Below are 19,544 nucleotides of genomic sequence, written 5' to 3'. Positions count from 1 at the left end.
AGCAAGTTCTAAAAGGAGGATCATTTAAATGACATCAAAAAAAGGGCGTCCTATTCGAATACGAAATTGGCTGAAAACTCTTGGAGCATTTTTCGTTATGCAACTAATTTTTATCATCCTTGATATGACTTCGTGGATACCGAATTTCAAGGAAGGAGGAGTTGGGGAGCGTCTCGTTAATTCAGAGTTCTTTACGGAATGGTTCGCTCCTTATAAAACAAAGCAATTTAACGTATTAACGCTAGTTATGGCTATTTTATTATTCCTAAATGTATTAACAAGTGCAATAAAAGACGCTTTTTCTAGAAAAAGAATTAATTAGCACATAAGTTGACCTTGCGTTTTTTTATAATGTCTTAACAATATTTAAAAACAACAGGGTAAAGATAAAAACTCCATTTATTGAAGTTTTACTTTATCTTTTATAATGATTTCTTATAAATTATTTGATTTTTCAGTTTTGTGCATTGACAATGTTTCCATTCGTCCCCCATAATGCTGCTCTAGTGTGTGCAATGATCGTGACATATGTATTTATACTTGTGATGACAAATGATGCGTATTGTTTTTGGAAAGTTAAAAAATTATTGAATGGAATAGAAAAATTGAGTAATCTTATTTGTACATCACATACATAATAGTTTTATAGTGATTTTTAAATAAAGTATAGGGGGAATGAGGGATGGATCTTACATTTAAAGTAGAGGAAACATGTTTTAATTACCGAGTCGGAGCAATTTGTAAACATGATAATAAAATTCTTATTCTACAAGGTGACGGTGAAGATTTTTGGTACGTACCAGGCGGAAGAGTGAAAATGCTAGAAAATAGTGAAGATGCGTTAAAACGAGAGCTTGCTGAAGAGTTAGCAGTTCCTATCGAGATAAATAGATTAATATGGTCAGTAGAAAATTTCTTTACACTTTCTGAGAGGAAATTTCATGAAATTAGTTTTTATTATGAAGTAGAGCTTCATGAGTTACCTGCAAATGGGGCAGAGGAATATATTTTGGAAGAAGAAGGTAGAACATATTTCTTTAAGTGGGTGCCGGTAGAAGAGTTAGATACATATAACTTACAGCCAGCGTTTATAAAAGAGAAAGTAAAGGATGTATCAGTTCATACAGCACATATCGTTTTACAAAAGTAAATGTATTAGGAGGGGATAAGGGTGAAGGGGACAAAAAAAGAGATTCATATAGAAGGAAAAGTAATTCCATATACACATATTGAAAAAGGTTCAAATAAGATATGCTTTATGTTCTCAGGTTCAGGATATAATTACGATAAACCGTTATTTTATTATGCGACGATGTTAATGCTTGAACATAAAATAGATGTAGTACATATTCATTATTCTTATGACGAACAAGTAATGAATAAATCAATGGAAGAAATAACGAAAGTAATGATGGATGATATTAATCCTATAATGAAGGAAGTATTAAAGGGTAAGCAATATAACGATACTATGTTTTTAGGGAAGTCACTTGGAACAATTCCGATTGCAAATGATTTAATGAAGAGAGAAGAGTTTTTACAGTCAAAAATGATACTACTTACACCTTTACTAACTTTTGATTCTATTTTTGAGGCGATTTTACATAGTCATCATGAAGGGATATTAGTAATTGGAGATAAAGATCACCAATATAATGCAGATCAAATTGATCAGTTGAATAAAACGAATCTAACGATCGATGTTGTTAAAAATGCAAATCATTCTGTAAATGTTGGGGAATATGAAACAGAGAATTCAATTGAGGCGATAGCAAATATAATAGAAAAACTTAAAGAAGTTATTAGGACAAACTAACCTATCAATACATGCAAAAAGAGGTGCAATTTGCACCTCTTTTTTACTTAATAAGCCCTCAAAACATGAAGTAAATAATCCTTACGTTTCAGCGGATTATAATCAACACGTTTTCGAGTAGGGAAGGGAGCCTTCAGTTCTTTGTAACCAGATGGCTTCATTGTAAATATTCCTTCTCCTTCAGTGAATGAATGGAGTATTCGCTTAAAATTCTCTGTTTTCGCAACAGGTAATGAGCCTGTTAACTGGTAAGAATCATTGTATAATTTAGGCTCGCTAAAAGTTGCTGGAATAGCAGCTAATTTATACATCGCGGTACTAATTGCGTACTCCGGTACATTCAATTCAAACTCGTTTACTGGTTCATATACATATGTTTCAGCTTGAATTAAAGCATCCATTAAAACGAGTGGTGTTAAGTTCCTAAAGTCACTCGCTGTTGTAACAGGACTAGCATAACCTGTATGTGTTAACGTGACGATAATGTCCGTAACTTCCCATCCGTATAAACCTTGTTTTAACGTTTGAAATACAGTATCTTCAATTGCTTTATGAAATGCTAATGGAAGTGATCCCAGTTCAACACCTAACTTATATGTTACGCCAGAATTAAGTTCATCACGTTCGATTTTAAAACCAATTGTTGCGTAAAATGGATTCGCTTTTTCGCCCATTACTTCAACACTTTTCCCTATGCCAATGGGTTTTTCAATACATACGACACGCGTATTTGAGAAAGTAACTTGCAAATTATATTTCTCATAAAGAGTTGTTTCAATTACTTCTTTTTGAACTTCACCGAAAAGGCGAATATATAGTTCATTATGAATATCATCTTTCCACACTTTAATAAGCGGATCTTCTTCACATAGCTCCATAAGTGCAGCGTATAGATCATGAATACGTTCTTTTGGTAATGCTTCAATAGCAGCTTCCATTTGTGGTTCGGCAAAGTGAATATCTTTTATATAATCAGTCCGTTCACCGATAATATCACCAATTTTAATATCACTAAGTCCCCACACTTTGCAAAATTCTCCGCTAGGAACGATTGAAGCTTGAACTGCATTTCCGTTATGAAACATACATATTTTCTTAATCTTTTCTTTATGAGCTAGAGCATCATCACGCAGTATATGAACATATTTTCTAACGTGTAAACGACCAGAAAAAACTCTTACATATGCAATCTTTTCCCCAGAAGGTTCACGTTCAATTTTAAAAACAACACCGGATAATACTTCATTTTCTGCCGACTTATTAGCGGGAATTAAGTCTGAAATATTTTCGAGCAGTTCAGTTACACCTGTACCTGTCATGGCTGAACCGAAAAAGATAGGGAACACATTTGCTTGCGCTATCTGTTTAATGAGTTCCTCTCTTAATAGTGCGCCCGGTACGATTTCATTATTTACATATGACTCAAGTAATGATTCATTATATGGTGCTAACAGTTCCATACAATTTTCATATGATTTGTATTCAATGATTCGGGCTTCTTTCGTTCCTTCGTTTTCTACAGAGTAGAAAGGGAATGCTTCATTTGAAAGAACCTCTTTTATTTGTTTCATAACTTTTTCAGTATTTGCACCGCTACGATCAATTTTATTAACGAATAAAATAGTCGGTATGTTTAGTTTCTGTAATGTTCGCATTAAAATTTTTGTTTGCGCTTGCACACCTTCAGCAGCAGAAATAACTAAAATTGCACCGTCTAGAACACGAAATGATCGCTCCACTTCAGCGATAAAATCAGCGTGTCCAGGTGTATCAATGACATTTACTTTTATGTCATTGATACAGAAAGAGACGACAGATGCTTTAATCGTAATTCCGCGTTGTCTTTCTAATTCCATTGAGTCAGTTTGCGTATTACCACTATCTACTCGGCCAATTTCTTTAATCACATTTGTTTCATAAAGAATACGCTCAGTCAAACTCGTCTTGCCAGCGTCTACGTGCGCGACAATCCCTATATTTATTGTTGTCATATGTGAATATCCTCATTTCATTTTCCATTTTTAATTCCTCATTTCTATTTGTGTATTGCCGCATTACAATCACTCTCCAGTCATTTAAATTAGTACTATTATAGTGCAATTAACATTATTTGTAACGCGACAAAGCGCCTTAATTTGGAAAAATATAAATGAAAACAAAATGCTTGCATTCTAAATAGATATAGATTATATTAATTGACATATCAACTATTGATACATCAAACGTTTTTATTTTGTGTATAAAGGAGGGATAGTTTGACAAGTTCATGCTCAAAAGAAGCGATTATTTTATATAAATTACACTTTCTAAATAAAGAAGTAAGTTCGAAGTTTGAAGGTTGTACGGGTATGAGCCAGTCCCGATTAGAGCTTATACTTCAGTTATATGAAGTAGGTGAAATTAGTCAAAAAGCACTTCAACAAGAAGTGAATATTGATAATGCTGCGATAACGAGGCATTTAAAGCAGCTTGAGGCAAATGAAATGATTACAAGACGTAAAAATCCAGATGATAATAGAATTACGTTAGTTTCTCTTACTGAAGAGGGACGAAATAAAATTCAGGCGTTTCAAGAGGAAAAAGAACGTTTTGCAGCTTCAGCATTTAAAGGGTTAAGTGAAGAACAGCGCGATAATCTTTTAACTATGTTAAATCACATTCAAGAAAATATAAAAGAACTATAAAAAGGGAGAATTCAACTATGACTAACTCAGTAAAAACAAATAATTTTAACGAAATTTTAACAGGACGCCGTTCAATTCGTAAATACGATTCTTCAGTGAAAATTAGTAAAGAAGAAATGACAGAAATTCTTACAGAAGCAACACTTGCACCATCTTCTGTAAACATGCAACCATGGAGATTTTTAGTGATTGAAAGTGACGAAGCGAAAGCGACACTTGCACCACTTGCGAAATTCAATCAATCTCAAGTAGAAACATCTTCAGCAATGATTGCTGTATTTGGTGATTTAAACAACTTTGATAACGCGGAAGAAATTTACGGTACAGCTGTAGAGCGCGGTTTAATGCCAGCAGAAGTAAAAGAAGATCAAATGAAAAAACTTTCAGCTTACTTCTCAATGGTTACACCACAAGTTATGAAAGATACAGTACTAATTGACGGTGGTCTTGTAGCAATGCAATTTATGTTAGCGGCTCGTGCTCACGGTTATGATACTTGTCCAATTGGTGGATTTGAAAAAGACCAAATCGCAGAAGCATTCGGATTAGATAAAGAACGTCACGTACCAGTTATGTTAATTTCAATCGGAAAAGCTGCTGACAGTGGTTACCAATCAGTACGCCTTCCAGTTGAAAAAGTTGCTGAATGGAAGTAATTTTATAAATACAGAAATAAGTGAGATATGAGAGGGGAAACATCATGATTATAATTCACGCAATATTTCAAGTAGATCCAGCAAAACAACAATCATTTTTAGAAGAAATTCGTCCGCTAATTCATAGTTCAAGAGAAGAAAGTGGAAATGTATCTTATGATCTTTATAAAGATACGGAAAAAGAAAATGTGTATACGATGGTAGAAGTATGGAAAGATGAAGCAGCAGTTGCAAGTCATAATAAGAGTGAACACTTCACATCTTTCGTTAGCAAAGTAAAATCGTTTTTAACTGCTCCTCTTGATATAAAAGCTTATAATGGAGCGTTAGTAAAATAATATGGTGAAAAGGATATCCTTAGCGTTTGCTATGGGTATCTTTTTTTATTTTGATAGGAATATATTTACTTCTACTGTGATGTGTTATAATTTGGAAATGAATAATTCTTAATTTTCAGAATAAATAAAGTTAGGAGATATATACATGAGTACATTAAAGAAAATTACGGACAATATTTCGAAGGTTATTATAGGAAAAGATGAAGCGATTGAACTTGCAGCTATAGCACTTATAGCAAGAGGGCATATTTTATTGGAGGATGTACCTGGGACGGGGAAAACAACATTAGCGAAAAGTTTGGCTAAAAGTATAGATGCTAAATTTCAAAGAATTCAATTCACAGCGGATACTTTGCCTGGAGATGTTATTGGTCTCGAATATTTTGATGTGAAGGAATCGGAATTTAAAACGAGGTTAGGTCCTATTTTTGCAAATATAGTAGTAGTGGATGAAATTAATCGAGCTGTACCAAGAACGCAATCTTCGTTATTGGAAGTGATGGAAGAACGTACTGTTACGATTGCGAAACAGACACATTCATTACCAGAACCTTTTTTAGTTATTGCAACGCAAAATCCTCTTGAATCGGCCGGTACATTTCCTTTACCTGATGCACAACTAGACCGTTTTTTACTAACTATACGTCAAGGCTATCCTACGAGAGAAGCAGAAAAGGAGATGATGAATCGTTTTCAAATGAATGATCCGTTAGAAACGTTACATTCAATTATTTCAACTGAAGAAATTATTACAGTGCAAAAACGAGCAAGAGAAGTGTTAGTAGGGAATGATGTGCAAGATTATCTACTTGAGATTATTGAGGCAACGCGTAAACATGAGTTAATTGAAATTGGAGTAAGCCCGCGGGGGACGTTGGCATTTATGAGAGCGATTCAAGCAAGGGCAATATTAAATGAAAGAGATTATTGTACGCCAGATGATATTAAGACGCTCGCAGCATCTGTTTGCGCTCATCGTTTAACGTTAACGATTGAGGGGGAGATGAAAACAACGAGAGAACAAATCATGAAAGAAATTCTTCATACGATTAATGTGCCAGTGGAGAATGTACAATGAATCAACAACTTGTGTATACACCTTTAGCGGAGCCTTTAGTAATGGGAGTTATGTCAGGTGTAGCCGTTATTTTATGTGTATTTTCAAGTAATCTATTGTTTTTATCTCTCGTATTTTTGTATGTAATTTTAATAGGTGCGATGCATGTATACATACGTAAAGTATCTCGTGTTGAATGGGAATACAGTCAAGGGAATTCAAACGTTTTTATAGGTGAAGCGAATGTGTGCAAAATGAAAATTTCAAACAAGTCGTTATTCCCTATTTTCAATATCGTATTTCGATTTAAATGTGAAAATAAGTTAACTTGGAATCATGATGAAATAAATAAAAATCATAGTACAGGTTCAAATTATTATATAAATTTTAATATAAAAGGAAGAGAATCAGTTTCATTTGATTTGCAAGCTGTAGCTGTAAAAAGAGGAATTGCGAAATGGGAAGAAGTTGAAATTGTCATTACGGATCCCTTTGGATTCATAACGAACCATATAACGTATAAACAAGTTGAAACGCCGTCTTATTTAGTTTTACCAGCTGTTCCGAAAATCCAAGTTCCTGAATTGCAAGAATGGTCACGAGGGTTTCGAAAAGCGATGTCATCCCCCTTATATGATGAAACGAAAGTAATGGGAGTGAAGTCGTATGAAAATGAAGATTTTCGTTCTATCCACTGGAGTGCAACAGCGAAAACAGGGACGATAACTGCGAAAAAGTACGAGCGAACACAATCAGATAAATATGCGATATATCTCAACTTGCAAAATAAAAGCGGTATTTCTTTGCGAAATGATACAGAGGAACTCATTGAATTAACGGCAGGCATATGTAAACAACTGCTTATGCAAAACTGTTCATTTGAAGTATGGATCAATAGCGTAAAAGATAACGGTTTGCTACATATAAAGAACGGTCATAACCGAAAACATTTGCAAAATGTATTAAAAGTACTTGCCTCAATATCGGACCAAGATACTCCTGTATCGTCTACTTATTTTTACACAGCAGGCTTTCGGCGAAAAGAATTGGATGCAGTTCCTTTAATTCTTGGTACTTCCCCAAAGAAATACAGTAGAACGAATAAATGGGTCGTAATTAAAGAATAAGAAGGGGTTTATGTTATGGCTAATAAAGAGCGACATATGAAGGTGAAGATTTGGAGTATTAGAGTTTTCATGATACTTTTCTTTACGGTTAGTGCGATAACGTTATCACAAGGTGTTGTGCATGTACAAGACATAGTAAAAGGGCTTTTTTCTAGTAAGACGGAGACAATATCGGAAAGAAATTATGATTTTACTAGTTTAGACGAACAGTTTGATGAACCTGAAAGAATTATAGATGAAGAAACAGGAGTTGTAGATACAAGAACAAAAATAGATAGGAAAATTCCACTTTTTGTACGAAAAAATTCATGGACTGATGTGTTTTCTGTTCTTTCAAATTCATGGATTAGTGTCGTTTTTTATGTAATTATTGCAGTGGTCATTCTATATGCTTTTTATAAATTAATGAGGAAAAAGGTAATGAATTCAGAAATAGAACAGGATAAACAATCGATAACAAAAGAAAATACGGATAGAACCGAAAAGAACAAGAAAGTGAAGCATCAGTTTGAACAGCCGTTACCTAAAGATAAGATAAGGCAAACGTTAGTGGAATGGGAAAGAACTTTACCATTTCACGAACAGAGAAGGTCATATGAAACGATGCAACAATGGTTAAGTAGAATTTGTAGAACGCGAGATATTATTCCGATATATGAGTCTGTCCGTTATGGAGAAAAGACGTATACGGAGTTAGATGTAGAGAAGACTGTACGATGGATAGAGCGAGACGGGAAAGCGTGACATTAATATAAGTAAATGAAATTAACTGTAAATTAATTTCATTTACTTATATTTAATTACATGGTAATGTATACTTACTTTTTTATATCTCTACCAATGGAAAAAAGTTGCCTTAGTAGAGTATTGCTCGTTACATTTTTTATGAGTTTATCTTCGCTTCATCAGTATAGAATGAAAAAGAGATGAATTGATTACGGGTAGCATGTAAATAAAAAATTATAATTTATTTTTAAATTTTTATAAGGGTGTGAAAATAGAATGAAACCTGTATTGAAAAACATACTCCTTTCCTTTATTTTTTCTGCAGCAGGGATGTGTTGGTTTCTGTTTATGTTAGTTAGAGGAGGCGGAGACTGGTTATTGTCTTGGGTAGGTGTATTCATGGCCTTTTTATCTTTATACACGTTAATAGATTTATATTGTAAGTATACATACGATAAAAAATGGAGTAAATTGTTTATCAAAGCAACAGTTACTACCTTTAGTTTTGCAGTATTGGGAATCACCTTTGGTATTGTACACGAGCTATTACAGCCATGGAGTCTCAGTTTAATGGTTTGGTATTGGTTGTTAGTGTTACTTTTATTTGTAACGACCATAATATTATTAGTTTTTGTATTATTTGTTAATCGTAAAAATTATAATATTCCTGGGAGATATAGAATACTTATACTGCTTAATCTATTTCTTACGTTAGCACCAGTGCTGTGGCCATTAATACTTACTATTATCGGGAATGGCATGAACGCTAGTGCAGGATGGTAAAAGTAAATGAACTAAAAAGTTGATATAGGGTTTTAAATATGTAAAAGAACGAGTTTTCAAAAATTGAAAACACGTTCTTTTTTTATTTTCATACATTACTTTTTCTCATCTGGGCGTCTAATTTTGAAAGTAAGTATTTCGTAAGGAATGGATAAGAAAAAAGAGAGTTTTATCATTTAGGATGAAAGTATAGCTTGAATCAATACGATATGAATAGAGGAGAGAAAGCCTTATGAAAAAATGTTATTCCATTAAGTTAGCGAGTTTGGCAGTTTTATTAGCGGGTACTACTTTATTCACACCCGGTTTTACTGTGAAAGCAGAGTCTATTCAAAATATTTCTAATTCATCAGAAGCACATGACCAAAAGAATCGGAATGGTTGGAAACAAGTCATGCAGGAAACAATCCAAATTGGAGCGCCAGGGGTATTAGCTAAGACGTATAATAACGGTAAAATTAGTAGTTATAATGCTGGTTTGGCGGATTTAAATAGTAAGAAACCAATGAAATCGGATTATCGTTTTCGGATTGGAAGTGTGACGAAGACTTTTACTGCTACGACTGTTCTTCAATTAGTAGGAGAAAATCGTGTGCAGCTTGACGATTCGATTGAAAAGTGGCTGCCCGGCCTCATTCAAGGAAATGGTTATGATGGCAATCAAATTACGATACGTCAACTTTTGAATCATACGAGTGGTATAGCTAATTATTTAAAGTCAAAAGACGCTGATATTATGAATTCGAAAAAAACGTATACAGCAGAAGAAATAGTAAAGATAGGACTTGCTCTACCCCCAGATTTTTCGCCAGGTAAAGGTTGGTCGTATTCAAACACAGGATACGTAATACTAGGAATGCTTATTGAAAAAATAACGGGTAATAGTTACGCAGAAGAAATCGAAAAGCGCATTATTGAACCTTTGGATCTATCAAATACGTTTTTACCAGGGAATTCACCCGTTATTCCAGGTAAGAATCATGCTCGAGGGTATATGAAAATTGACGAAACAAGTGAATTGAAAGACATGACGTATTATAATCCGAGTTTAGCTAATTCAGCGGGAGATATGATTTCAGATGCAGACGATTTAAATAAGTTCTTTTCATCTTTACTCGGTGGTAAGTTATTGAAGGAACGCGAGCTAAAAGAAATGCTTACTACAGTTCCTGTAGAAGGAAAAGGGGTTGGTGATGGATATGGTCTTGGAATCTATGAGACTAAACTTCCAAATGGTGTCTCAGTATGGGGTCACGGAGGATCAATTCCTGGGTTTATGACTTTTGCAGGCGGAGTAATGGGAGGCAAGCATACATTTGCTGTCAATGTTAATTCTTTAGGTCCGGTTGATATTCTTACACAGTTTGATAAAATGATGCAAGTTGAATTTCAGAAATAGATGGAAAGAATGTGAATGGAATCCTGCTTTAAAGGACAGTATTAACATTCATAGTAGAACATCAAGAGTAATTCAACAATAAAAAAGGATGTCAGTTACACGACATCCTTTTTTATTGAGAATCAAAGAAGTATGTTTTGAATTTTGAAAATTGTTATTTTTACAATTGTTCCATATAATGAAGGGTAGAGGGGTTATACAGGGGAGTTATGAATGGAGAATACTTTAGTTAGTTAATTGTTTTTATTTTAATAAATAAAAGTAAATTGATGTGGAGTGAAATTCATTGGGAGAAAATCAGTTTAGATGGAGTAACAAGCAATTAAGAGAACATGTTGAAGTAATAGATGGTAAAAGAAGTCCGCACATTTTATTGAAGAATGCAACGTATTTAAATTCCTATATGCGCGAGTGGGTACAAGCAAATATTTGGATCTATGATGATCGCATTATTTATGTAGGAGAAAAACTACCAGCGCAACTACAAGAATGCGAAGTCATTGATTGTGATGAAAAGTATGTAGTTCCTGGCTACATAGAACCACATGCACATCCATATCAATTATATAATCCTGAAACGTTAGCAAATTATGCGATGCAGTTTGGGACGGCGACTTTTATTAATGATAATTTAACTTTATTTTTCACATTACAACGTGAAGAAGCATTTCGTTTATTAGATGAATTTGAAAAGATTTCAGCAAGTATGTATTGGTGGTGTCGTTTTGATGGACAGACTGAATTGCAAAACGGGGAATCTTTATTTAATCGTGAAGAAATAATAGAGTGGCTAAAGCATAAAGCAGTTCTTCAAGGCGGTGAGCTAACAGCGTGGCCAAAGTTATTACATGGCGATGATGAAATGTTACATTGGGTGCAGGAAACGAAACGATTACATAAAAAAGTAGAAGGACATTTTCCAGGTGCATCTGAAACGACTTTAGCAAAGTTAAAACTGTTAGGTACAGATTGTGATCATGAGGCGATGACAGGGCAGGAAGCTTTCGCTCGTCTTATGCAAGGTTACACGGTTTCCTTAAGAAATTCTTCAATCCGCCCAGATTTAGAAGTGTTATTGAAAGAATTGTTGGAACTAGGAGTAAAACAGTTTGATAGATTCATTCTTACTACAGACGGCTCACATCCTTCATTTTATGAAAATGGAATGACAAACGTAATGATATCTACCGCGATAAAACAAGGAGTGCCAGTTATAGATGCTTATCATATGGCAAGCTATAATATCGCCCGTTATTATAATATGGAGCATCTACATGGTTCAATTGCGACAGGTAGAATTGCTAATATAAATATTTTAGAAAGTAAAGAAAACCCGGTTCCAATAAGTGTAATTGCAAAGGGGAAATGGGTGAAGCGCGACGGAGTAAATAAAAATGAATCAGTACAAATAGACTGGAGTAAATTCAAAGTAACTCCATTATTATTAGACTGGTCCATAGAAAAAGAAGATATGATTTTCCCGCATAAAATGGGTATACAATTATTGAATAATGTTATAACAAAAACATACACGACTGAAATTGATTTAAACCGTGATGAACTTTCACTAGATCATGATGAGTGTTTTCTAATGATGATTGCTCGTGACGGTGCGTGGCGAGTGAATACAGTTGTGAAAGGTTTTGCAAAAGAACTTGGTGGGCTTGCTAGCTCTTATTCTGGTACCGGCGACATCATTCTTATTGGGAAGAATAAAGAAGAGATGCTTACAGCTTTTCATAGAGTAAAAGAGCTTGGCGGGGGAATGGTAATAGCTGAAAAGAATGAAGTATTACACGAAATCGCATTACCATTGCTTGGGATTATGTCTAATTTGAAAATGAATGAATTAATACAGGAAGAGAAACAGATGGTGAAATTACTACAAGAGCGTGGTTACGCGTATGACGATCCGGCATTTACCATTTTGTTCTTTTCTGCGACGCACTTGCCTTTTATACGGATAACACCTATAGGACTATATGATGTGAAAAATAGTAAGGTACTGGACTCACCGGTAAATTTAATAAAGCAATATTAAAAGGAAAGGCCCTATAATAGTCTAAATTATAGGGCCTTTTACATTATTAGTATAAGAATATTGTAAGCCTCAAATGATATAGTATCTAAATCATTTGAGGTGATATGTAAATATGAAAAAAATATTTTACATTTTAAGCATATTTATTCTGTGTGTATCGATACAACACGTTGTACATTCCCAATCAGATGCACCAAGGTTATCTTCGGATTGTCTCGAAGAAAGAAAAGTTCGAGATGAAAAGTATGTGAAGAATATAATACAGGACATTAAATCCACATTTAATTTAAATATTGATGAACATAGTTTTTGGGAAGTAAGTAAAAGAGATCTGGAGGCTGCCCATTTGATGTATGGTGGAAAGGAAAATGATTCTTATTATAATTCGCTAACTAAAATTTATGATAGTGGTGGATTTAGCGAACAGCCCAGCTTATTTGGGAGGGCGCAAGAAGCATTTTTACTTTATAAAGAAAAAGATAATATCAATGTAATGAAACGCCTAAAACTAGACGTTGAAAAAGGGGAATGGCTCGTTATAAAAACGAAAAAGAAGAAAGGGAAAAAAGTGAAATTCAAGCCTTTGCAATGTGAAAAAGATTATATGAAAAAGAGAAATGAATAACAAAATACGTATTCATGCTGTTTTTATTCAATGATATTTTGCTGTTGATTTGAAATAGAAAAAGGTAAACGAACATATTAGCTTTATGGAATATGTTTGTTTACCTTTTTTTGAGAGATTTAAAAATTGGGGATGTTTTTAGTTGGAAATTATGTACTGGCTAATGAACTTATAACATTCAATGAATTTGTTCTTCATAAACATTAGATTTTGTGTCAAATGATTTATACATTGCCGAACCACCTATGTATATTTTATTCTACAGTATTTATAAAAGAATATTGGCCATGCATAAGAAATATGATTGGCACAGTTTTTGCTTGTATTAAATGTAAGGAAGGGAGATTGTATGTAAGGAATCTGTACTCGTAATAGTATAAAACAAGCTACTATTGCATTATTAATCATAGTTGTATTTATAGCGGAACTGTAAATACATACAAATAAGTAGGTTTTCGGTTTAAAAATTCTGAATTTTCTTTTAAATTATTAGGGGGCAATGGTATGGTTAAATATTCGAAAATTTCTAAGTGGATTCTTGGTGTTGGACTAGTGACAATAACATGTAATGGTTTGCAAATTCAAGCAGAGACAAAAGAGAAAAATGTGAAGAACGTATTACAAATGGAGCCGGTAGGAATACAGAAATCTGTTGATGAATTGGCGCACCCTTCAAAAGTACAAGAAAATGCATCTTTTACAAAACGGTTAAAATTAGCGGATTTATCGCAGCGTCCACTAGCACCAAACGATAATATTAAACCGTTAGCTGAAGAAAAAAAGTATTCAATGGCTGAGTTAAATCAATTAAATAATAAACAATTAACTGATCTTCTTGTGACAATTAAATGGTATCAAATTCCAGATTTATTTCAGTTTAATAGTGATAGTCTTAAATTCTATCAAGATGATAGTCGAATGCAAGCAATTATTAATAAACTAGCAGAACAAGGACAAGCTTATACGAAAGATGATTCAAAAGGGATTGAAACATTAGTAGAAGCTCTACGTGCAGCATTTTATTTAGGTTTTTACCATGATGAATTAAGCAAACTAAATGAGCGTAGCTACCATGATAAATGTTTACCAGCTTTAAAAACAATTGCAAAAAATCCAAATTTCAAACTTGGTACATCAGAACAAAATAAAGTAATTGCATCATATGGAAAATTAATTGGAAATGCATCAGCAGATGTTGAAACGGTTTTATATGCAGGTGAAATTTTTAAACAATATAATGATAATCTTGCAACTTTCATTGAAGACCGAACAAAAGGAGACGCTATATATGAGTTGATGAAGGGAATTGACTTTGATATTCAGACGGATATGTACACGACTGGAAAAGAGCCAAAAGATACGATGTGGTTTCGAAATATTGATAACTTTATTAATGAAGTAAATCGTTTTGCACTACTTGGTACAGTAACAAATAAAAACGGATGGTTAATTAATAATGGAATTTACTATGCTGGACGATTGGGCAAGCTTCATAGCACGCCGACAAAAGGACAACAAGTTGTTACAGATGCAATGCGAATTTATCCATATTTAGGAGAGCAATACTTTGTTGCGGCAGAACAAATTACTACAAATTATGGAGGAATAGATGCGAACGGAAAAACTGTAAATTTAGATCAAATTCGAGAAGAGGGTAAAAAGAAATATTTACCGAAAACGTATACGTTTGATGATGGAGCAATTGTCTTTAAAGCTGGGGATAAAGTTAGCGAAGAGAAAATTAAACGTCTATACTGGGCGGCAAAAGAAGTGCGTTCTCAATTTTATCGTACAGTTGGTAGCGATAAACCACTTGAAAGTGGACATGCTGATGATGTGTTAACGATGGTTATTTATAATAGCCCAGATGAGTATCAATTTAATCGTCAACTGTACGGATATGAAACGAATAATGGTGGGATTTATATTGAAGGGACAGGGACTTTCTTTACATATGAACGTACACCAGAGCAAAGTATTTATAGTTTGGAAGAATTATTCCGCCATGAATTTACGCACTACTTACAGGGAAGGTACGAAGTTCAGGGATTATGGGGACAAGGAGAAATGTATCAAAATGAACGTTTAACATGGTTTGAAGAAGGAAACGCAGAGTTCTTTGCAGGTGCAACGCGATTAGATAGTGTAGTACCGCGAAAAAGTATAATTGGTGGGTTATCTAATGATCCTGCAAAACGTTATACAGCATCACAAACATTAAATGCGAAATATGGAACGTGGGATTTTTATAATTATTCGTTTGCGCTGCAATCATATATGTATAATAAGCGCCCTGAAATGTTCGATAAAGTGCATGATTTGATTCGCGCAAATGATGTTTCAAGTTACGATGCATACCGTGCTACATTAAGCAAAGATAATAAGTTAAATGAAGAATATCAATCTTATATGCAAATGCTTATTGATAATCGCGATAAGTATACAATTCCACAAGTATCAGATGAGTATTTAACTCAGCATGATCCAAAATCGCTTTCGGACATTACTTCAGATATTACGAATGAAGCGAAATTAAAAGATGTGAAAGTAACAAAGAATAAATCACAATTCTTTAATACATTTACACTACAGGGAACATATACAGGAAGTGCGGCTAAAGGAGAAGTTGAGGACTGGAAAGTGATGAATGAAGCAACAAATGATATGTTGAAACGTCTTTCAGGAAAAGAGTGGACTGGATATAAAACATTGACTGCTTATTTTGTAAATTACCGTGTAAATAATGCTGGGCAATATGAATATGATGTTGTGTTTAGCGGAGTGAATACGGAAGAAGGTACGGCTGTAGAAAAAGAACCAAATAATTCATTTGAAACAGCAAACCCACTATCTTTGAATATTTTGTTAAGAGGAACCTTGAGCGATCAAGATCAGGGGGATAAATTTGTTATTGATGTAAAGGATCAAAAAGATTTACAAATTTCTGTTACGAACGAACAAAATCTTGGACTGAACTGGGTATTATATTCTGAATCAGATCTAAATAATTATGTAGCTTATGCAACAAAACGTGATGGAAACAAATTGCTTGGAAATTATAATGCAAAGCCAGGGAAATATTACTTAAGTGTATATAAGTATGGTGGTGAAACAGGGAATTATACGGTACAAGTAAAATAGTTTACTATAATTTATTTTGAAAGGAAACTTATTGCATTTTTTAGCAAAATAAAGTATGTAATGTTAAAAATTAAACTATATCAATATATCCCTGTTCTAATTATAGAACAGGGATATATTGGCTTTATATTTTTAAATTAAATAATCTCATTGGATTTTGACAAGAAAATAATTAATATAGATTTGAATTCTCATTCGTAAAGAATACTTTAATCTTCTTAATGCTCTTTCATTTTTGTCTCAATGCTTGTTTTCAAATCAGTTGATACTTGATTGAAATACCCCAAAACGATCTCCCTAATATCATCGGATATAACTTTCAAATCACTAGCTAAGTTCTCAGCGAGATGTTCTTTTTCTATCGGTTTTAACTTCGTATAAAATTCACCAGCCTGCGTAAAGTCATTCTGTTTTGTTATAGAAGTTCTTTCAAGTTTACCTTCAACGTACCTTCCGTCACCGCTTGTAATTTGATTAGCGGGTGTCCAATCTTGCTGTTGGTTAATCGTTAATTTGCGAAATTCGGGACCAATTCTTCTTCTTTGTGAATCACTGTAAATGTTAGCGCGCCCTTGCAACATTTTATCATCTGATAGTTCTGCACCATCCAGTAAATTAGAAGGGGAGAATGCGACTTTCTCTACTTGTTCCATAAAATTTTCAGGATTTTTATTTAATACCATTTTCCCGACTGGTATGAGAGGATACGTCTGTTCATCCCATACTTTTGTGTCATCTAAAGGATCATAAGATAGGTAAGCTTCATCTTTCGGATCCATGAGCTGGACGTATAAACCATACTCCACTGGTTTACCATTTTCAATAGCATCATATAAATCTTTCCCGCTATAATCAGGGTTTTCAGCAGCTAGTTTAATTGCTTCTTTACTAGTAATGTACTGTACACCTTCAAATGGGTACCAATGATACTTTACATACTTTCGATTACCTTCCGCATTTCTCCATACATATGTATTAACACTATGTCCTGGAATGTGGCGAAGACTTTTGGCCGTACCATTATTAGAGTATAAACGGACAACAAAATGAATAGATTCAGGTGCTTTAGCGACAAAACTCCAAAATCTATTAGGATCTATTAAGTTATTTTTAGGTGAAGGCAATAATGCTTGAATCGTTTCAGGGAAACGCATTGGGTCACGAACAGAAAAAACAGGAATATGATTACATAAAAGGTCAAAAATGCCTTCTTTTGTATAAAATTTTGTAGAAAAACCGCGTACATTTCTAGCAGTATCCGGTGTTCCTTTCGTACTAACAGCTAACGAAAATCGCACCATAACAGGAACTTTCTCATTAGAATTTTGTAAAAAACTTAATTTAGTATGTTCAGACATCGAATATATCGTTTGAAAATAACCGAACGCACCAAATCCTTTTACATGAACAGGTCTTTCTAAAATTTTTTCATGAATAAATTCTTGTAATGACTCATGCAGTACACTATCTTGCTCTAGTACGGGTCCACGTGAACCAACTGTTTGAGAGTGAAGTTTAGCTTGTTCATTACGTTCGTCATTTTCATTAAAGTCTTTCCCTAGTATAGATTGCCCCTGTTTATCATAGTTTTCATCCATCGATATAGCCTCCAAATCTTTTTTGTCCAATGTTACTAAATATGATTCTATAGCCTTAATTATGTATGACACGCACAGTTCAAAGCAGTAACATACCGCTAGATGAAAAAAACACATATGTAGTGGACCTGTTGAAATAGAAGAAATTATGGAAAAATGAATATCGGGAAGAGAAAGCACGCGTTTTACTAAAAATGTGGAAGAAAACCACTATTAAAATTTCAATCTTAAAACTTAATTTATAAACGATTATATAGAGAATGAACGTTAAAAAAGGAAAAATAACTAGGAGGAATTTAACATGTCGGATTGGTTTCAATTAGATAAAGAATATATGATGTCAACATATTGTCGTACAGAGGTTGCAATGGAAAGAGGAGAAGGGTGTAAACTGTATGATGTAGATGGTAAAGAGTATTTAGATTTATTTTCTGGCGTAGGAGTAAATGTATTAGGATACAATCATCCTAAAATTGTACAAATGACAATGGAGCAAGTTGCGAAATCGTTGCATTTACCGTTTCATTTTTTAAACCCAGTTGCAATTGAGTATGCAAAGAAATTAGTAGATTGTACTTTAAAAAGCGGAAAAGTCTTTTTTACAAACTCTGGTACGGAAGCGACAGAAACAACATTAAAATTAATTGATAAATATAGATTTATTGCGAATGAAGAGCGTGATGGAGTAGTTGTGTTAAAAGATAGTTTTCACGGGAGGACGTTAGGGGCACTGCATTTTACGAGACAAGAAAAGGTATATCAAAATTTCCCTAAAACATCTATTCCTGTATATGAAGTAGAGCGCGAGAATATAGACCAATTAGAAGAAACCATTATTAAAGAAAATCCAATTGCGATTATGCTAGAGCCTGTTTTAGGTAGCGGGGGGATTTATCCTTTATCAAGTGAATATTTACATGGTGTTCAAAATTTATGTGAAAAATATAATGTACTTCTTGTCGTTGATGAAGTTCAAAGTGGTATGGGGCGAACGGGAAAATTATTTGCTTATCAAAATTTTAATATTACACCAGATATTATTCAAATTGGTAAAGGAGCAGGAGGCGGGATACCGCTAGGAGGAATTATTGTAGGTGAAAGGTTATGTGATGTATTTTCACCAGGAGATCACGGGACAACATTTGCTCATTCATCAATGGGAACAGCTTTAGGTTTAACTGTATTAAATACATTACTTGATGATGGGTTAATGCAAGAAGCTTATGAAACGTCACTATATTTGAATGACAAACTGCAAGATATTCAGAAAGAAAATGCTTATTATATTCAGGAAGTACGTCATGCGGGGATGATGTTTGGGATAAGTGTGAATGACACGAATGAAAATGTAAAGAAATTACAGATTGAGTTAATGAATAAAGGGATGTTAGTCGATGTAACACAAGGGAATATTATTCGATTACTTCCGCCGTATATTATTACGAAAGAGGAAATTGACGCATTCACTTATGAGTTTATTTCCTGTGTTCATAACATAGCTGCTACAGCAAGTATTTAAAAAAATATAAAAAAATATAAAAAGCTGAAGAAGC

Annotated in this window: 17 protein-coding genes; 15 read left to right on the top strand and 2 right to left on the bottom strand. The window is 33.8% G+C overall.

The annotated features are described in order from the left end of the window. Positions 1–28: 28 nt before the first annotated feature. The 3 genes from BUA87_RS06695 to BUA87_RS06685 all read left to right on the top strand — a co-directional run bounded on the left by BUA87_RS06695 (position 29) and on the right by BUA87_RS06685 (position 1,816). Positions 29–322: a YfzA family protein gene (locus tag BUA87_RS06695; RefSeq protein ID WP_000202090.1), complete on the top strand. Its 294-nt coding sequence runs from the start codon at positions 29–31 to the stop codon at positions 320–322. Between the two features lie 360 nt (positions 323–682). Further along, positions 683–1,150, top strand: coding sequence for an NUDIX hydrolase (locus tag BUA87_RS06690; RefSeq protein ID WP_000366233.1), 468 nt, complete (start codon positions 683–685; stop codon positions 1,148–1,150). 21 nt (positions 1,151–1,171) lie between these two features. Beyond that, positions 1,172–1,816 carry a hypothetical protein gene (locus tag BUA87_RS06685; RefSeq protein WP_000679131.1) on the top strand — a complete coding sequence of 215 codons (645 nt, stop codon included), beginning with the start codon at positions 1,172–1,174 and terminating at the stop codon, positions 1,814–1,816. A 47-nt stretch (positions 1,817–1,863) separates the two neighbouring features. Here the strand turns inward: BUA87_RS06685 and BUA87_RS06680 are convergent, their stop codons facing one another. Continuing rightward, positions 1,864–3,807 carry an elongation factor G gene (locus BUA87_RS06680; RefSeq protein WP_072938814.1) on the bottom strand — a complete coding sequence of 648 codons (1,944 nt, stop codon included), beginning with the start codon at positions 3,805–3,807 and terminating at the stop codon, positions 1,864–1,866. Positions 3,808–4,071: 264 nt separating this feature from the next. On the opposite strand from BUA87_RS06680, the gene BUA87_RS06670 reads away from it, so the two are divergent. From BUA87_RS06670 to colA, 11 genes are all read left to right on the top strand, one after another. Then, on the top strand, positions 4,072–4,500 hold the full coding sequence (locus tag BUA87_RS06670; protein ID WP_000204169.1) for a MarR family winged helix-turn-helix transcriptional regulator: 429 nt from the start codon (positions 4,072–4,074) through the stop codon (positions 4,498–4,500). A 17-nt stretch (positions 4,501–4,517) separates the two neighbouring features. Continuing rightward, on the top strand, positions 4,518–5,156 hold the full coding sequence (locus tag BUA87_RS06665) for a nitroreductase family protein (RefSeq protein WP_072938811.1): 639 nt from the start codon (positions 4,518–4,520) through the stop codon (positions 5,154–5,156). A gap of 44 nt (positions 5,157–5,200) precedes the next feature. Next, entirely contained in the window at positions 5,201–5,494 is a 294-nt protein-coding gene (locus tag BUA87_RS06660; RefSeq protein ID WP_000583827.1) for a putative quinol monooxygenase, read from the top strand. Between the two features lie 145 nt (positions 5,495–5,639). Further along, entirely contained in the window at positions 5,640–6,572 is a 933-nt protein-coding gene (locus tag BUA87_RS06655; protein WP_000105647.1) for an AAA family ATPase, read from the top strand. After that, the gene (locus BUA87_RS06650) at positions 6,569–7,678 is read left to right on the top strand and encodes a DUF58 domain-containing protein (protein ID WP_001075956.1); all 1,110 of its coding nucleotides are present in this window, start codon (positions 6,569–6,571) and stop codon (positions 7,676–7,678) included. Before BUA87_RS06655 ends, BUA87_RS06650 begins: the two co-directional genes overlap by 4 nt. Before the next feature lie 15 nt (positions 7,679–7,693). Continuing rightward, positions 7,694–8,422, top strand: a complete 729-nt coding sequence (locus tag BUA87_RS06645; RefSeq protein WP_001284442.1) for a hypothetical protein — start codon at positions 7,694–7,696, stop codon at positions 8,420–8,422. A 258-nt stretch (positions 8,423–8,680) separates the two neighbouring features. Beyond that, a complete protein-coding gene (locus BUA87_RS06640; protein ID WP_000805743.1) occupies positions 8,681–9,187 on the top strand; it encodes a DUF3902 family protein in 507 nt (168 codons plus the stop codon). 232 nt (positions 9,188–9,419) lie between these two features. After that, a complete protein-coding gene (locus BUA87_RS06635) occupies positions 9,420–10,586 on the top strand; it encodes a serine hydrolase domain-containing protein (protein ID WP_000710680.1) in 1,167 nt (388 codons plus the stop codon). 286 nt (positions 10,587–10,872) lie between these two features. Beyond that, positions 10,873–12,627 carry an adenine deaminase C-terminal domain-containing protein gene (locus BUA87_RS06630; RefSeq protein WP_025117852.1) on the top strand — a complete coding sequence of 585 codons (1,755 nt, stop codon included), beginning with the start codon at positions 10,873–10,875 and terminating at the stop codon, positions 12,625–12,627. Between the two features lie 112 nt (positions 12,628–12,739). Further along, a complete protein-coding gene (locus tag BUA87_RS06625; RefSeq protein ID WP_072938808.1) occupies positions 12,740–13,252 on the top strand; it encodes a hypothetical protein in 513 nt (170 codons plus the stop codon). Positions 13,253–13,756: 504 nt separating this feature from the next. Then, positions 13,757–16,393, top strand: coding sequence for a collagenase ColA (gene colA, locus BUA87_RS06620; RefSeq protein ID WP_071714180.1), 2,637 nt, complete (start codon positions 13,757–13,759; stop codon positions 16,391–16,393). A 218-nt stretch (positions 16,394–16,611) separates the two neighbouring features. Here colA and BUA87_RS06615 read toward each other — a convergent pair whose 3' ends face one another. Beyond that, positions 16,612–17,991 carry a catalase gene (locus BUA87_RS06615; RefSeq protein WP_016512645.1) on the bottom strand — a complete coding sequence of 460 codons (1,380 nt, stop codon included), beginning with the start codon at positions 17,989–17,991 and terminating at the stop codon, positions 16,612–16,614. A gap of 301 nt (positions 17,992–18,292) precedes the next feature. Between BUA87_RS06615 and BUA87_RS06610 the strand changes: the two genes are divergently transcribed. Beyond that, a complete protein-coding gene (locus BUA87_RS06610; RefSeq protein ID WP_001286460.1) occupies positions 18,293–19,510 on the top strand; it encodes an aspartate aminotransferase family protein in 1,218 nt (405 codons plus the stop codon). Positions 19,511–19,544 lie beyond the last annotated feature (34 nt).

The sequence above is a fragment of the Bacillus sp. bc15 genome (genome assembly GCF_900142585.1).
Classification (GTDB): domain Bacteria; phylum Bacillota; class Bacilli; order Bacillales; family Bacillaceae_G; genus Bacillus_A; species Bacillus_A cereus.
The sequence above is the reverse complement of the archived record's forward strand: the minus strand, read 5'-3'. Positions and strand labels throughout refer to the sequence as shown.

What these genes read in the sequence shown, in the direction of transcription:
- BUA87_RS06615 (WP_016512645.1), bottom strand. Translation starts at nt 17,991, where the DNA reads ATGGATGAAAACTATGATAAACAGGGGCAATCTATACTAGGGAAAGAC.
- BUA87_RS06645 (WP_001284442.1), top strand. Translation starts at nt 7,694, where the DNA reads ATGGCTAATAAAGAGCGACATATGAAGGTGAAGATTTGGAGTATTAGA.
- BUA87_RS06625 (WP_072938808.1), top strand. Translation starts at nt 12,740, where the DNA reads ATGAAAAAAATATTTTACATTTTAAGCATATTTATTCTGTGTGTATCG.
- BUA87_RS06665 (WP_072938811.1), top strand. Translation starts at nt 4,518, where the DNA reads ATGACTAACTCAGTAAAAACAAATAATTTTAACGAAATTTTAACAGGA.
- BUA87_RS06695 (WP_000202090.1), top strand. Translation starts at nt 29, where the DNA reads ATGACATCAAAAAAAGGGCGTCCTATTCGAATACGAAATTGGCTGAAA.
- BUA87_RS06655 (WP_000105647.1), top strand. Translation starts at nt 5,640, where the DNA reads ATGAGTACATTAAAGAAAATTACGGACAATATTTCGAAGGTTATTATA.
- BUA87_RS06640 (WP_000805743.1), top strand. Translation starts at nt 8,681, where the DNA reads ATGAAACCTGTATTGAAAAACATACTCCTTTCCTTTATTTTTTCTGCA.
- BUA87_RS06680 (WP_072938814.1), bottom strand. Translation starts at nt 3,807, where the DNA reads ATGACAACAATAAATATAGGGATTGTCGCGCACGTAGACGCTGGCAAG.
- BUA87_RS06690 (WP_000366233.1), top strand. Translation starts at nt 683, where the DNA reads ATGGATCTTACATTTAAAGTAGAGGAAACATGTTTTAATTACCGAGTC.
- colA (WP_071714180.1), top strand. Translation starts at nt 13,757, where the DNA reads ATGGTTAAATATTCGAAAATTTCTAAGTGGATTCTTGGTGTTGGACTA.
- BUA87_RS06635 (WP_000710680.1), top strand. Translation starts at nt 9,420, where the DNA reads ATGAAAAAATGTTATTCCATTAAGTTAGCGAGTTTGGCAGTTTTATTA.
- BUA87_RS06650 (WP_001075956.1), top strand. Translation starts at nt 6,569, where the DNA reads ATGAATCAACAACTTGTGTATACACCTTTAGCGGAGCCTTTAGTAATG.
- BUA87_RS06610 (WP_001286460.1), top strand. Translation starts at nt 18,293, where the DNA reads ATGTCGGATTGGTTTCAATTAGATAAAGAATATATGATGTCAACATAT.
- BUA87_RS06660 (WP_000583827.1), top strand. Translation starts at nt 5,201, where the DNA reads ATGATTATAATTCACGCAATATTTCAAGTAGATCCAGCAAAACAACAA.